General features: G+C 47.1%; 14 protein-coding genes. 4 read left to right on the plus strand and 10 right to left on the minus strand.

Annotated features, from left to right (window positions below; all coding sequences use genetic code 11):
- Positions 1–28: 28 nt before the first annotated feature.
- Genes PAHA3_RS12800 through PAHA3_RS12810 form a run of 3 tightly spaced genes read right to left on the minus strand, consistent with a single transcriptional unit; the run spans position 29 to position 1,893 of the window.
- Positions 29–586 (minus strand): hypothetical protein, encoded by a 558-nt coding sequence (locus PAHA3_RS12800; RefSeq protein ID WP_082762795.1) that lies wholly within the window; start codon positions 584–586, stop codon positions 29–31.
- Positions 586–1,239: a hypothetical protein gene (locus PAHA3_RS12805; protein ID WP_062835084.1), complete on the minus strand. Its 654-nt coding sequence runs from the start codon at positions 1,237–1,239 to the stop codon at positions 586–588. The genes PAHA3_RS12800 and PAHA3_RS12805 overlap by 1 nt, the downstream gene beginning before the upstream one ends.
- Before the next feature lie 45 nt (positions 1,240–1,284).
- Positions 1,285–1,893, minus strand: a complete 609-nt coding sequence (locus PAHA3_RS12810; RefSeq protein ID WP_062835085.1) for a hypothetical protein — start codon at positions 1,891–1,893, stop codon at positions 1,285–1,287.
- A 291-nt stretch (positions 1,894–2,184) separates the two neighbouring features.
- Here PAHA3_RS12810 and PAHA3_RS12815 point away from each other — a divergent pair, with 291 nt between their 5' ends.
- The 3 genes from PAHA3_RS12815 to PAHA3_RS12825 all read left to right on the plus strand — a co-directional run bounded on the left by PAHA3_RS12815 (position 2,185) and on the right by PAHA3_RS12825 (position 4,524).
- A complete protein-coding gene (locus PAHA3_RS12815) occupies positions 2,185–3,165 on the plus strand; it encodes a multicopper oxidase domain-containing protein (protein ID WP_235599436.1) in 981 nt (326 codons plus the stop codon).
- 56 nt (positions 3,166–3,221) lie between these two features.
- Positions 3,222–3,908: a Crp/Fnr family transcriptional regulator gene (locus tag PAHA3_RS12820; protein ID WP_062835087.1), complete on the plus strand. Its 687-nt coding sequence runs from the start codon at positions 3,222–3,224 to the stop codon at positions 3,906–3,908.
- Between the two features lie 190 nt (positions 3,909–4,098).
- Complete coding sequence (locus PAHA3_RS12825; protein ID WP_062835088.1) at positions 4,099–4,524, plus strand: YlbF family regulator; 426 nt, start codon at positions 4,099–4,101, stop codon at positions 4,522–4,524.
- A gap of 186 nt (positions 4,525–4,710) precedes the next feature.
- Here PAHA3_RS12825 and PAHA3_RS12830 read toward each other — a convergent pair whose 3' ends face one another.
- Both PAHA3_RS12830 and PAHA3_RS12835 read right to left on the minus strand, forming a co-directional pair.
- Entirely contained in the window at positions 4,711–5,433 is a 723-nt protein-coding gene (locus PAHA3_RS12830; RefSeq protein ID WP_062835089.1) for a ZIP family metal transporter, read from the minus strand.
- A 145-nt stretch (positions 5,434–5,578) separates the two neighbouring features.
- Positions 5,579–6,307, minus strand: a complete 729-nt coding sequence (locus PAHA3_RS12835) for a YwiC-like family protein (protein ID WP_268801805.1) — start codon at positions 6,305–6,307, stop codon at positions 5,579–5,581.
- 71 nt (positions 6,308–6,378) lie between these two features.
- Between PAHA3_RS12835 and PAHA3_RS12840 the strand changes: the two genes are divergently transcribed.
- Positions 6,379–7,080 carry a Crp/Fnr family transcriptional regulator gene (locus tag PAHA3_RS12840; RefSeq protein WP_062835090.1) on the plus strand — a complete coding sequence of 234 codons (702 nt, stop codon included), beginning with the start codon at positions 6,379–6,381 and terminating at the stop codon, positions 7,078–7,080.
- 125 nt (positions 7,081–7,205) lie between these two features.
- Here PAHA3_RS12840 and PAHA3_RS12845 read toward each other — a convergent pair whose 3' ends face one another.
- Genes PAHA3_RS12845 through PAHA3_RS12865 form a run of 5 tightly spaced genes read right to left on the minus strand, consistent with a single transcriptional unit; the run spans position 7,206 to position 15,328 of the window.
- Complete coding sequence (locus tag PAHA3_RS12845; RefSeq protein WP_062835091.1) at positions 7,206–8,717, minus strand: nitrate/nitrite transporter; 1,512 nt, start codon at positions 8,715–8,717, stop codon at positions 7,206–7,208.
- A complete protein-coding gene (narI, locus tag PAHA3_RS12850; RefSeq protein ID WP_076331466.1) occupies positions 8,718–9,443 on the minus strand; it encodes a respiratory nitrate reductase subunit gamma in 726 nt (241 codons plus the stop codon).
- Positions 9,440–10,132, minus strand: coding sequence for a nitrate reductase molybdenum cofactor assembly chaperone (narJ, locus tag PAHA3_RS12855; protein WP_062835092.1), 693 nt, complete (start codon positions 10,130–10,132; stop codon positions 9,440–9,442). Before narJ ends, narI begins: the two co-directional genes overlap by 4 nt.
- The gene (narH, locus tag PAHA3_RS12860) at positions 10,117–11,586 is read right to left on the minus strand and encodes a nitrate reductase subunit beta (protein WP_062835093.1); all 1,470 of its coding nucleotides are present in this window, start codon (positions 11,584–11,586) and stop codon (positions 10,117–10,119) included. Before narH ends, narJ begins: the two co-directional genes overlap by 16 nt.
- Positions 11,576–15,328 carry a nitrate reductase subunit alpha gene (locus tag PAHA3_RS12865; RefSeq protein WP_062835094.1) on the minus strand — a complete coding sequence of 1,251 codons (3,753 nt, stop codon included), beginning with the start codon at positions 15,326–15,328 and terminating at the stop codon, positions 11,576–11,578. The genes narH and PAHA3_RS12865 overlap by 11 nt, the downstream gene beginning before the upstream one ends.
- Positions 15,329–15,354: the final 26 nt, after the last annotated feature.

The following is a 15,354-nucleotide window of genomic DNA, read 5'->3' on the forward strand; positions in this document are numbered from 1 at the left end:
TCTCAGTTTGATTCATTGGTTTACAGATCTAAGCCAGTTCTTCCTGTACAATGTCAGTCCATATCCCTTTACGATTCAGAATACGAATGGCATAGGCATCATATCCATCACGCTTGACCTGATCAAAATGCATGCGTTCTCCCGTGATCAGTTCATACGTACCACGCTCATCTACTTCTTCGCCAAACTCATCATCCCAAGGCACATTGTAATAGGCCGTCAACTCGACCTCAAAAATATCCTCTCCTTCAACGTCCAGATAAGGACGAAGGGGTCTGTCATTCAGTGCTTCTTCCGAATAGGTCTCACATAACATGGCATCATATCCGTGCTTGGCGGCATCAATGAGCAGATAGCGTTCACCCGTGACGGTATGCTCCGCATATACAAGAAGCGGTGTCGAATCATGCCAAGTAATCAGATCATCTTCCGTTAAGTCACCATAATAAAAAATATGGAATTTATTATGACCATCGCTCATTTGAAGTTTGCCTTTCCACTCCACTTCATCGGACTTTATGTCCTCTTCCTTCCTTATTAATCCTTCCAGATACGCAGGTCCGTGTTGCACACCATACTCGTTCATCATCTCGCCTCCGATTTGTTCATTCGAATGGTAACCACTTTGTGTTCCTCATCCACCGTCAGTTTCACATCGATGTTTAGCTTGTCGCGAAATAACGCCGTAATATTGATATATGGATCGCGCACGGCTTCACCCCCACCACCATTCGTAGAACGGCTCATCCCCTGATGAATAATGGATTCTACCAGCTGTTTATCTCCCTTGCCGGTGTTATTGTAGGTGTAGATCACCTGCCCATCCTGATCATAGAGATTCAAAACCGTTGTGAAATCATTGGCGTTCTCATACTGTCTCTCGGTCTGCACATAGTTGTGATCTGTGCGTTGATAATTTACTGTACCAGCTAGATACGGATTGTCCCCGCCGGGCTTCACATCATACTCCTGATAGGCCAGATTAAACAGGTATTGGATGTGATTCATATCAATCCGGTAATAAAACTGACGGTTATCTTCCTCTTTGTCCATCGCTGCAAAACTGTTAATCAGCGGCCAGGCTTCATAAGACTTCCCATTAACATCAACGGCGAGAGCATAGTCAGATAATACGGTCTCTTTTTGAAATACACCAAATGCCTGTAAAATAAAATAAGCCGGAATCATCAACATACCCAGAATGACTGCAAAAATAGTAAGTTTCACGCGTAGTTTCATATCTTCTCTCCTTGCGGCTTTAAGGCTTCATCTTCAATTTCATTCTCATCCAGTCTTGTGCTGAAGCTTTGACAGTGTACGCACAACCACATCCCTGTTCTTCGCATCCTTGATATAAGCCGGGATACTGTGTGACGCCGTTCTTATAGGCATATTTCCATGTTTTACACGCAGATCTGCGGAAACATAAGCGATGAGATAATTCAGGTGCTCCCGATTCACAGCCCATATGATTTTTCCCCTGAAATCATCCATGAAGTATAATTCCAGCCCGAATACAGGATCTTTTCCTGCACGAATCTCGGGAAAATATCTTTGATATGTCGACTTGGCATGTAATTCAACCTGATTAATAGAACTACAATGTGGACATTCCACATGCGTTGATCGGTGAGACGTCTTCTTCTCGTCTGTGACTTCCACGTTAAACCAGCGTTCACATACAGCGCAATTCCCCTTGGCTTTATATTGATATACTGGTTCTTCAAAAGCTTGAGCGTAACATTCGTAACACTTCCATCCCAGTTGATCTTTCTGTTGTTCAATCGAAGCGTGACCACCGCATTTGGGACATTTCACATCAATCCGCTCTCCCCGTCGAAGCACCGAATAGAAACTATACTTATACGCACCTTCATCTTCAAAACGTTTCATACCCCATCCGCCCCTCTCCTGAAACTACGACACATACAGCATGAAAATACGCAACATTTACCAATTCATCTCTCTAAAATTATATGAAACTCCGTTCCTCAGCACAAGAATTGCAGGCAGATTATTGAAAATGTCTCTAATACGACATACCCAAGTGTGTGCCTCATCACACCCGTCTCCTCCTCAATAACGTAATCTATAACTAAATAACTACTGAAATGAAAGATTACCTACTTTTTAGTTTGTGAAAAACATCACTTGAGTAAAGGTTGTGTCCCTATGTTTTCCTTAATGAATGTATATAAATGGTCACTTGTATTCGCCATATTTACAGCAACTCTCTCTCACTGTAGTACAACTGATACGGTTAAACCAGTTCACCACAATGAAGTATCCCCCTCCTCTGCAGTCAGTCAACCTCCGGTGGACCCGATCATTCGTAGAGAAGGGACTACGGTATATATTGAAATGACGGCTCAGGTTACGAATATTGAAATTTCCGAAGGCGTGATCTACAACGCTTGGACATTTAATGGTACCGTCCCCGGACCGGTACTTCGTGTGACGGAGGGAGATACCTTGGTGTTCACGTTAAAAAATAAAGATTCCAGCTTGCCTCACTCCATGGATTTTCATGCTGTACATGCTGCTCCCAGCAGCAAATTTATTGATGTTATGCCAGGCGAGGAAGGCACGTTCACCTATCCCACCTCCTCACCCGGTGTATTCATGTATCACTGCGGAACCAAACCGGTTCTTGCCCATATCGCTAACGGTATGTACGGCATGATTATTGTTGAATCCAAAACAGGATACCCCTCCGACCACTTGGTTGATCGTGAGTATACCCTTGTTCAGAGTGAATGGTATAAAGAGCATGATTACGAAGCTTTTTTGAACGGGGAACCGGATTATGTCGTATTTAACGGCAATGATTATGGATTAGTAAAACATCCCCTGTTAGCCAAAATAGGAGATACGGTTCGGATTTATGTCAGTAATGCCGGACCCAATGAAGTCTCATCCTTCCACGTTGTGGGTACCCTTATGGACCGTGTGTATACCGACGGGAATCCACGCAACATCCAGTATGGAATACAGACGGTTATGCTTCCCGCAAGTGGTGGAGCTGTTGTAGAGTTCACTGTGACCGAAGAAGGCGATTATGCGATTGTAACCCATCAGTTCAACCATGTAGCCAAAGGCGCTGCGGCTGTTCTGCGTGTGACCAAGGATGGTACGGATCATGGTGGACCCGCCGTGTCTCACTGAGACATGGCAATAGATAGTGGATATACCCATCCTGAATAATTCGAGGTGATTGAACGATGATCTGTGCGCACGAAGCGAAGGAAGCCTGTTTCTCCAAAGTATCTCTGTTCCAGCATCTTGATCCATCCGAAGCTGCATTGCTGACCTCCCTTTTGCATAACCGCAAATATAACAAAGGCGAAGTTGTCGTCCAGGAGGGAGAACGCTCAGATACGCTTTACGTGGTTCATCAGGGATGTGTGAAGTTATCCAAATACAATGAAAATGGCAAGGAACATATTATCCGGTTTCTGTTTCCCGGAGATTTCTTCGGACAAGATTCTCTTTTACATCAAAAACCACATGCCGCAAACGCCGAAGTTCTGGAGCCTTCGGCCATCTGCTCGATCAGCAAGCATGACTTTGACCAGTTACTTGAACATGATCCGAAGCTTGCTTATCATTTCCTGCTTGCCATTTCCAATCTGCTCCGTGAAACAGATGAATGGAATAGCTCGCTCAGTGCGATGACAACGGAACAGAAGATTGCCAAGTTGCTTTTGTATTTTCATACCCGAAATCATGCAAAGCATGAGATCCGCTTGCCTGTTTTCAAAAAAGATATGGCTCTGCTACTCGGGATCACACCCGAAACCCTTAGTCGAAAACTCGCCATAATGCAAACTCAGGGACTGCTTCAGGTTACAGGGAACTGTATCCTTATTCTTCAACTGGAACAGTTAAGGGAAATGGTTCCGTCCTGAACTAAAGATTATTTGCACGAACAACACGAGGGCAGAATGACCTTCCCCTCACTGTTAACGTGTGAATGATTAGTTCAGCTTATATAGCTTTGGGACAAGTATTATATTTCACATTGGATGTGAGTATCGTCACAGTGCAGCCTAGCGTTACAGTATACAGTTAAGAAAAGATCTTCAGGAGGTTTATGCGATGAATACGGTTGTTAAATTGGACAAACAGATCATTATGCACAAAATGCAGGAGCTCTGTTCACTGCTGTTACAGGATGAAGGATATAAAGAAATGCGAGACATGATTGATCAGTTTGCAGCAGATGAGCAGGCTACGACTCAGTATGAGAAATTTATGGAGAAGCATCAGGCACTGGAAGAAAAAGAACGGCAGAATATTGAGTTGCTTGCCTCTGAAATTCAGGTATATGAAGAGGAAGAACGCGCACTCTATGATCATCCCCTCATTCGCCGGTTCATCTATGCACAACGCGAGTTCAGCCAGCTACATCAGCAGATCAGCCACTATTTCACGAAATCCGTGGAATTGAACCGCCTGCCCGAATCCAATGAACTAGGTAAGGAAGCTTGCGGGTGCGGAGGAAGCTGTTCCGGCAGCCATTAATATCATCCTGCGTTTAAATAATAAAAAAGAGTATCCGATCAGAAATCACGCTGTTCGGATACTCTTTTTATATAAATTTAACTAATATTTACACAAAAATAGAGAGGACAGAAATAAGCTGAAGAAGCGAAGTGTGCGCCTTAAAGCTTTCTGAAAGAAAGCTGCATCGGAATCTTATTCTGTCATCTACAGATCCAACAACAGCGATACGAGCAATCCCATGGATGCAATCAAACCCACAACTGGCCCACCCTCTTCAAAGGCTTCCGGCATCATCGTTGAGCAGATCATGGCAATGATTCCGCCACCTGCAAATGCACCAATCGCTGCACCCATCTCCTCTGGAAGCTGTTCCAGAAACAGATATCCACCCAAAGCCGCAAGCGCGGAGATCAATAGTACACTCAGCCACATTAATATGATTTTGCCACGACTGTACTTGCCCTGTAGTCCAACCGTACTGGACAGACCTTCAGGAATGTTGCTGACAAAGATCGATACTACCAGCACCACACTGACACCGTTGCCAGCCAGCAAGCTGGCGCCAAGCATGATGGATTCCGGGATAGCATCCATTACCGTGCCTGCAAAGATCCCAAGGCCGCTTTGATTCGAGTCTCCTGACCTTCCCGAGCGTTTACGCCCTGCCCCTCCCTTTGCAGAAACGAGCAGGTCAAACAGCGTATACACGACGGCACCCGCCGTAAATCCGATGGCTGTAGGGACAATCCCTCCATCATTCAGTGCATCTCCGAGTAGTTCAAAGGTAGCTGCCCCAATTAATGTACCTGTCCCAAAAGCCATAATCCAGCCTATCACTCGTTTGGGTATCTTCAGAAACAATGCTGCCAGTGCGCCTATGACAACAGCTGAGGCAGAGATGCCGCCCCACATGAATGCAGTCCACATCCGGGCCGACCCCTCTCTTGTTCAATCATGTTCTATCTTCTATCATTCCATTAACCCCCGCTGACCAATCAAAAACAATCCTGTAACGTTGTGATCTATATCACCTGTTGTGTTCAAAAATCACGCTATGATGAAATGATGCGGATTACAACAGAATAGACCAGAGCAGGAACTGCACGGCTCCAATGATTTCAATCATACCGACCTTCATAGGGCGCAATGTTCTGCCTGCATACATGAAGGTGCGCACAGCGGAATAGACATAGGCCAAAGACATCCATGGGTATCCGATCACCATCGGTATGAAGATTAGAAGAATATGTACCAGGCGAGTTAGCATCAGCCAACGCTTATTCGTTCGCTCTCGAAAGACCGATTTCACAAAGAACGTACTTCCTGTAAAATGTAAGAAAGAAAACAAAACTACGATTGCCATTCGATAGTCCCAGTGCCCGCCTCCAATGAGATAAGCAGCTGCTCCCCCTAGTGAGAACATCAGCATGGCACACAGATCATTGGTAAGCGAGCGTTCTACTTTGTGTCTTACATGCCAGATGTTCACGAGCAACAGTCCGCCCAGAACCGGGCCAAAGAATAGTAGTGAGGTCTGACCCAGAACGGGTGGGATTAGACAGATTAGAGCCACTATACCGTAGATTGCAGCCCACTTGTATAAGCGATGTCGATTGGCATTTCTTTTTAAAGACTGCAGTAACGGATACGCGGTTAGATATAGTCCAAGCCAGGCTACAAATAAGGGCAGATGTAACCACTGCGGCCCACTTGCAATCATACCTACCAGAAAAGGTACACTAACCATGGCCCAGCCGCCATGTTCATGAGGGATAACGATTGTATGCGTATTGGTTTTCACTTCACAGTTAACCTCCTAGAATTGAGTGATATCGTAATTCTGAAATATGAACACAGAGAGGAAAGATTCTCATGAGCAGGGTAAACAAAGATACAGCAGCGGAGTTTCTACAACAGTTCCCCATCTTCCAGGACCTTAGCCCCGAGGAATTAAAGCAGGTCGAAGATATCGCCATTTCCAGAAGCATTCACAAGAAAACGGTTATTTTCAGCGAAGGTAGCGAAAAAGAAGCTGTTTTTTTCATTCGTACCGGCATTGTAAAAGCTTATAAAACGGATGAGAATGGACATGAACAGATTGTCTCTTTCCTCAAAACAGGGGATATGTTCCCACACACCGGCTTTTTTAACGCACACCCCTACCCGGCTACCGTTGAAGCGATTACCCCTACCGAACTACTGGCCATTCCTGTCAGATTATTCGAACGATTAATGCTCAGCACACCATCGATTGCGATCAAAATTATGCGTGTACTCGGAGACAAAATACGTGAACTACAGGACAAATTACAGGTGCTCTCTGGTCAGGATGTGCGCAATCGTGTGCTCTCCTTCCTTCTCATGCTCGCAGAGCAGCACGGGCAGACGCATGGAGATCAGATTGTCATCAACCTGCCCATGACACATCAGGAGTTTGCCAATTCCATCGGAACTACAAGGGAAACAGCGAACCGGCTTCTAAACCAGCTTATGAAAGAGCATTTGCTCGAAGTGGATCGCAGTCGGATTATCATTCTTGATTTACAAGCATTGAAGCAACAGAGGGATGCTTAACCACCCAGTTCCACTGCTGGTTTCCCCCACGCCCCTTACACCAATCTCTGTGTGCAAAAAGAGACCTTAACGCCTGCAATCGATGTTAAGGTCTCTTGCTGTATGCACAATTACCGATACATGTATCAGGCTATTGTGAGCTCTGGCCTGCCCATATCACTGAACATGCCCGCATAATATTTGACTTCGCCGGCTTCATTACGGATCGCTGTAATACTCAGCCATTCCTGATAGACTTCTCCGTTTTTCTTCCGATTCCAGATCTCGCCCTGCCAATATCCTTTCTCACGTAATTCCAACCATAATTGGTCATAGAAACGTTTATCCTGCTTGCCGGATTTCAACAGACTTGGCTTCTGTCCAACCGCCTCTTCAGCGCTATAACCAGTGACTGCAGTAAAGGCCGGGTTCACGGAAGTAATAACACTGTTCGTATCCGTGATCAGAATCGCTTCAATTGTATTCTCCAGAATGCTGGCAGATAACTGAAGCTTCTCTTGGTAGAACATCCAGATCACAAGTACCAGGCTGACCAGCGCAATCTGTGACAACGCCATGAAACCAATGGCATAATGCCCCGTCATGCTATACAGCAAAGTCAACATCAACGGAGGGAAGAATCCGCCCAGACCACCCATAGCCGAGATCATCCCATTCGCTACACCTGGTTGTTTAACGAAATACATTGGCACTAATTTGAAAATAGTCCCGTTACCTGTCCCTGCGCATAATGCCACAGTCAGGCACCCAATGGTGTAGATATAGAATGACGGCGCGAAGGATAATACAATCGCTGCAATCGTTAATCCGCCGAAGACAAACATTAATATTTTGAACGGATTAAATCGATCTCCAAGCCAGCCTCCAACAGGTCGCATGATGGTAGCAACGAGAATGAACCCCGCTGTACGAATACCTGCATCGACTTTGTCCATCTGGAAGTGACTGACTAAGAAGTTTGGCAAATATACCGTAAACGCCACGAACGAGCCAAATGTCAGAAAATAAAACAAGCAGAGCAACCATAGTTTATTGTTGCGTGATATGGCCTTCAGTTGTTGCATAAGCGGAACATTAACACGAGTTTCCTTTTTGTCCCCCAGAGCAAAATTCAGCGCTGCCATCCCTAGTAGCAGAAAACTGTATAGCAGAACTGTCGTAGACCATCCCATACGATCAGCAATCAGCGGGGCTCCGAATGCAGACAGTGCTGTACCCAGGTTACCAATTCCGTAGATCCCGTTAACAAAGCCATGTCGCTCTTTCGGATAATATTTCGGTAGTGAAGTTACACCAACGGAGAAGACAGCTCCCCCAATACCGAGGAACAGTCCACCAATCACCAGATCACTGAACGATGTTGCACGGCTAATCCACCATACAGGAGCCAGCAACAATACAAAGCTAATCATAAAAATATTGCGTGCTCCATATCGATTCGTCCAATAACCAATCGGAATACGGGCAATCGATCCGATCAATACGGGAATTGCTGTCGCCCATGCGAGCTGAGAAGACGTAAGCGCAATATCCTCTTTAATAAATGGCATCAGAGATGATAGGATAACCCATACCATGAAACCAAGAACCAGACTTGCGGTTTGCAAGGGCAGTTGAACCTTACCTTTATGTTGCATTTACATCGCCCTTTCCTTTTTTTGTTCCTGATTCGGATACACAGCTCCATCTCTTCTGCGATACAACACATAACTGCGTTTCAGGTAACCCAGTGGCATACTTAGCATGTGAACCAGACGAGTAAATGGAAAGACGCAGTATAGTACAAAGGTAAGCAGAATGTGTACTTTGAAGTTCAGCGGTACCGTCTGCATCAGAACCGGATCAGGCTGGAATACGATCAGACCGCGCAACCAAGGATTAATTGTTGTTCGATAGTCGAAACCTGTGTGATTCACCGCATTGGCCGAGGTCGCCAGTATGCCAGTGACAATGACAATGATTAACATGGCAAGGGCCAGCCAGTCCCCGATACTGCTTGTGGCCCGTACTCTCCGAGCAACATAACGGCGAACCAACAAAATGACCGCACCTGCAAATGCAATGATCCCCGCAGGCAGTCCTCCTGCAACAGCCATCAAGTGATATCCTTCATCACTCAGGCCGATCCAGCGATAGAACTCCACCGGAACAAGCAAACCTGCAATATGTCCGCAGATTACGGCGAATATTCCAATATGAAAGAGTAAGCTACCCCATTTTAGCATTCGTTTCTCCAGCATCTCACTGGACTTGGACGTCCAACTGAAGGGATTCGTCACATATCTCCAGATTGTCGCCGTAATACAGAAAACAATGACCATATAGGGAAGAGCACCCCATAACAACAGTTCCAGTGTACTCACCGATTCCCCCTCCTCATCTGAGCCGCGATCTGCATGAGATCTTCTGGTTGTTGGTTAACTGCTTCTTCTTGTTTGGGTACATCAGGAGCCGGGGGCTCTGGAATGACCTGTAACATGAGACTGAGCATTGGTCCATATGGGCTATTCTGTCCTGTAATGCTTTCGGTCATCGTGACCAGAGCCTTATGACAACTGGAGAGCACCCCCAAGACATCTTCCTCGGGAGCCTCAGCTACAAATTCAAGCACCATAGGCAGATAATCCGGCAACTCACTTACTTCCATATAAAATCCCGCAGCTTCATATCTGCGTTTCAATTCAATCAGAGCCGGGCCCCGATCCCGCTCATCTCCATGAAGAGCATACGTGAGATAGAGGTTACACTTTTTATCAAAATCGAATGTTCGAACATAGGCATCCTGCCACTCAATCGAGCTAACAGCCTGTGCTTCATCTACAAATGTCAGCAAGATCTGGTTCACCGTTTCATCGGAAATGGAATGTATAGCTTCCTTCACTCCCTGCAGCCCTTCTCTCCAAGCTGTATCGGGATATTGCAACAGATAGGAGATCAGTTTACAGACCATTCTTCTCGTATTCGTCTCGTAAACCAGAGCCTGACCTGTTCCTTCATTGGGTTCGATCGTCATCGTTGTCGTTGTCTCCTCTCCCATCAGAATACTCCGCAAGAACCTGGCCCCCCTGCAAAATCAAGTCCGCAGCTGCCCTGTTCGCTGAAGAGAACTTCCACTTCCTCACGGTGAGCTGGCGGGATGACAAAACGGTCATTGTATTTCGCAATAGCGAGCAGTCGGTACATGTCCTCCACTTCCTGAACATCCATGCCTACTCTTTCCAGTAATTCCGATTCACTGGTCTTACCCGTCTGCTGGTTACGCATGTGAATGCGCATAACGGCCATTTTCCGCAGTACTTCACGGATTCGATCCGTATCTCCTGCCGTGAGCAGATTGGCCAAATATTCCACGGGAATACGCATGTTATCAATCGCCGGGAAAATATCGTTGGCCTCCAGCGAACTTCCCTGTCCTTCTACTCGATTGGTAATCGGGCTAAGTGGTGGAATGTACCATACCATTGGCATGGTGCGGTATTCTGGGTGAAGCGGGAGCGCAATTTTCCAGTCGATGACCATTTTATAAATAGGGGACTGCTGCGCTGCAATAATCCAATCCTCTGGAATTCCGGCTTCGCGCGCTTCGCGAATCACCTCAGGGTCATTCGGATCAAGGAAAATATCCATCTGGGATTCATAGAGATCCTGGTCATTTTCAACCGAAGCAGCGGCTTCAACACGGTCTGCATCATACAGCATCAGACCGATATAACGGATACGTCCCACACAAGTTTCGGAACAGATCGTTGGCAAGCCCGCTTCAATCCGTGGGAAACAAAGGGTACATTTCTCGGCTTTGTTCGTCTGCCAGTTGAAATAGACCTTTTTGTAAGGGCAACTGGATACACAGAATCTCCATGCACGGCATGCATTTTGGTCAACCAATACAATCCCGTCTTCTTCCCGTTTGTACATCGCTCCGGAAGGACAGGAGGACACACAGGCCGGGTTAAGGCAGTGTTCACAGATCCGTGGCAGGTACATCATAAATACCTGTTCAAAATCCATTTTGATTGAGTCCTCGACACCCTTCATATTGGGATCTTCCATCCCCGTTACATGGGCACCTGCCAGATCATCTTCCCAGTTCGGACCCCACTCCAGATTCATATATTCACCGGTAATCTGGGATTTCGGTCTTGCTATAGGCTGATGTTTTTTCTCAGGACTGTTCGTCAGTTTCTCATACTCGTATGTCCATGGCTCGTAATAATCGTCAATGGTAGGCTGATCCGGGTTATGGAAAATGTTAAGCAAGCGTCTTGCCCGTGTGCCGGACTTCAATTCCAGTTTGCCATTCTTCATCTCCCAGCCACCGCGATAACGCTCCTGGTCCTCCCATTGTTTCGGATAACCGACCCCGGGCTTGGTCTCCACATTGTTCCAGTACATATATTCTGCACCTGGACGATTGGTCCAGGTGTTTTTGCACGTTACGCTGCATGTATGGCACCCGATACATTTGTCCAGATTCATGACCATACTGACTTGTGCTTTAATCTTCAAGCCAATCCACCTCCTGCAGTTTTCTTATGATGACGTTGAGGTCACGCTGGTTGCCTGTCGGGCCATAGTAGTTGAAGCCATAACTTAACTGGGCATAACCACCGATCATATGTGTTGGCTTCACATGAATACGTGTCGGACTGTTATGCGTACCCCCACGTGTCTGTGATATTTTGGTACCCGGAACGTTAATGTGACGGTCCTGGGCGTGATACATGAATGCCATACCGCGAGGAATACGATGTGTCACTACGGCTCTGGCAACGACTACCCCGTTACGGTTGAAGCATTCGATCCAGTCGTTGTCGACCAGTCCGGCTTCTTCTGCATCTTCGTAGTTCATCCAGATTGTCGGGCCGCCTCGGAACAAGGTCAACATCGGCAGCGCATCATAGTACATACTGTGAATTGACCATTTGTTATGTGGTGTCAGGTAATTCAGGACAATTTCCTTGCCACCTTCAATCGGACGTTTGCTTTTCGGATGGAACGGCGTATGCTTCAACACAGGTTTAAATGTCGCTAATGTTTCTCCGAATTCGCGTAGCATCGCATGATCAATGTAGAACTGCTGTCTGCCCGTCAATGTACGCCATGGAATCAGGCGCTCCACATTGGTGGTGAATGGCGAATAGCGGCGTCCGCCTTTTTCCGATCCGCTGAAGGCAGGCGAGGTAATGACCGTTTTCGGTTTGGAAGTGATCTCGTCAAATGTAAAACATTCCTCAGAACGTTCCTCAGCCAAATCTTTCAAATGCAATGCGGTTTTCTGTTCCAGCGCTTCCCACGCACGTACCGCCATCTTGCCGTTCGTTGTACTAGACAAGGTCAGAATAGCCTCCGCAACATTACGGTCTGTGCTCAGATCGGGACATCCTTGTCCAACGCCATCTCTACGGTGCACGCCCAGAATACCCTTGAGTTTTTCATACTCTTCACTGGCAGACCAGGATATGCCTTTGGTTCCGATTGGTTTATCTTTCACCACAGGTCCTAGACTGATCATTTTGTTATATACGGCAGCATAATCACGTTCCACGACCTGAATATGCGGCATCGTTTTCCCCGGGATCGCTTCACATTCTCCCGCGCTCCAGTCTTTGATCTCTCCGTACGGTTGAGCAAGCTCATCCGGTGAATCATGCAAGAGCGGAGTAGCAATGATCTCCTTCTGCGGCCCATCGAATTGCTGTGCAGCCATCTCGGAGAATACACGAGCGATTTCCTTGAAGGTATCCCAGTCGGAACGGGATTCCCATTGCGTGGCTACCGCCGGGTTGAATGGATGAACGAACGGGTGCATATCCGTACTGCTCAGATCGCTTTTCTCATACCAGGTCGCTGCTGGCAGCACAATATCGGAATACATCGCTGTACCTGCCATACGGAAATCCATGTTAATCATCAGGTCAAGCTTACCTTCCGGTGCTTCATCCACCCACTCTACATGCTCTGGGCGCAGGCCATGATCGTCATCATTAAGCAATCCGTTCGTTGCACCGAGCAGATGTTTCAGGAAATACTCATGCCCTTTGCCGGAACTTGAGATCAGATTCGCTCTCCAGACAAATAGTACACGCGGGAAGTTCGCCGGATCATCCGGTTGCTCGATCGAGAACTTCAGATTTTTGTTCTGTAGCTCGGAAGCAACATAAGCGCCAATCTCTTCCTTCGTCGTTGCTCCGGCCTGTAGCGCATCCTGATGCAGATCAATCGAGTTACGATTAAATTGTGGATAGGATGGAAGCCAGCCCATACGCGCAGCCATCACATTATAATCAGCCACATGCTGGAACCGCGGTTCACCTTCAAGCGCTGAGGTCAACTCTCCGACTTGGGTCTCCTCGTATCTCCATTGATCTGTTGCAAAGTAGAAGAAGGAGGTTCCGTTTTGCAGACGTGCAGGTCCGGTCCAGTCACGAGCAAAGGCAATCGTCTGCCAGCCTTCAGCCGGACGCAGTTTTTCTTGACCGACATAGTGGGCCCAGCCTCCGCCGTTCACACCCTGACACCCTGTCATCAGAATTAAGTTAATAATGGCGCGATAGATGACGTCGGAGTTGTACCAGTGATTAATACCGGCTCCCATGATGATCATGGAACGACCTTGGGTATCGATCGCATTCTGTGCGAACTCGCGTGCAATCTGTACGACAGTCTCTTGATCCACACCAGTGATTTTCTCTTGCCACATTGGAGTGAATGGTTTTATCTGTGGTGCATGCAAGATGTCGTCTCCATGGTTAACACGTACACTCAATTGCTCCATACCAGTAACTACTTCTGCTGAATCCGCAGAACGCGTCATTTCACGTTCAATTCCGTATTTGGCAAGTACCAGATCGTATACGGCTGTTACTGTAATCCTTCTGTCCCCTAACCAAATCTGACGTACAGGAATCTGCCGCTCCATGACATGTTTTCCCTCATCATCAAAGTACGGCAGTTGAATCGTTACAAGATCATGATGGACGCCAAGCATGGATAGTCTTGGATCAATCGGCTCACCGTTCTCTACCTGTTCCATTTTGAGATTCCATGTGCCTTCTTCACCCCAACGGAAGCCCAAACTTCCTTTTGGCATCGCATAAGTACCACTGTTTTCATCGTAAACGAGCGTTTTCCAAGCCATGTTATTACCTGTAATGCCCAGATCTTCCCCAACGAGAAATCTGCCTGCTGTGTGTACGCCGTCCTTTTCTTCCACAATCAGCAGATTTGGAAAGTCCGTATACTGTTTGGCATATTGCATGAAATAGTCCGTAGGTTTTTCAATATAAAACTCTTTTAGAATGACATGGCCCATCGCCATCGCCAGAGCGCCGTCCGTTCCTTGTTTTACCGACATCCATGTATCTGCGAATTTCACATACTCCGCATAATCCGGGCTGATCGACACCACTTTTGTTCCCCGATAACGTGCTTCAGCCAGGAAGTGGGCATCCGGTGTCCGCGTCATTGGCAGATTGGAGCCCCATACCAGAATGTATCCCGAGTTGTACCAGTCACTGCTCTCCGGCACATCCGTTTGATCGCCCCAGATTTGAGGTGAAGCCGGTGGCAGATCCGCATACCAGTCGTAGAAACTGAGCAATGGTGACCCCATCAAGGATAAGAACCGTGATCCTGCTGCATAACTGACCATCGACATGGCAGGAATCGGAGAGAAACCAATAATCCGATCCGGCCCGTATTCTTTAATCGTATGAATTAGCGAAGCGGCGATAATCTGTGTCACTTCACCCCATGAAGCGCGAATTAATCCACCTTTACCCCGCACCGATTTGTATCTTTTCACTTTGGCCGGATCATCCGCAATGCTGGACCATGCTTGAACCGGATCACCATGCGTCTGAAGCGCATCTCGCCACATGTCCAGCAGCGCACCACGTACGTAAGGATGTTTGACACGCAGCGGGCTGTACAGATACCATGAGAAGCTCGCTCCACGTGGACATCCTCGTGGCTCAAATTCCGGCATATCCGGTCCGGTTGAAGGATAGTCGGTAGCCTGCGTTTCCCAAGTGACAATGCCGTCTTTCACATAGATCTGCCAGCTGCATGATCCGGTACAATTGACTCCGTGTGTGGAACGCACCACTTTGTCATGCTGCCAGCGGCGGCGGTAGACATCTTCCCAATCCCGGTTGACCGGGGACATTTCACTCCAGCCCTCCGCACTTTTTTCACGTTTGGCAAAATATTTGAGTTTGCCCATCCAGGGCATGCTTTTGTTACTCATTGTTGTCCTCCCACATATATGACCTG

The organism is Paenibacillus amylolyticus (genome assembly GCF_001570725.1).
GTDB classification, from domain to species: domain Bacteria; phylum Bacillota; class Bacilli; order Paenibacillales; family Paenibacillaceae; genus Paenibacillus; species Paenibacillus amylolyticus_A.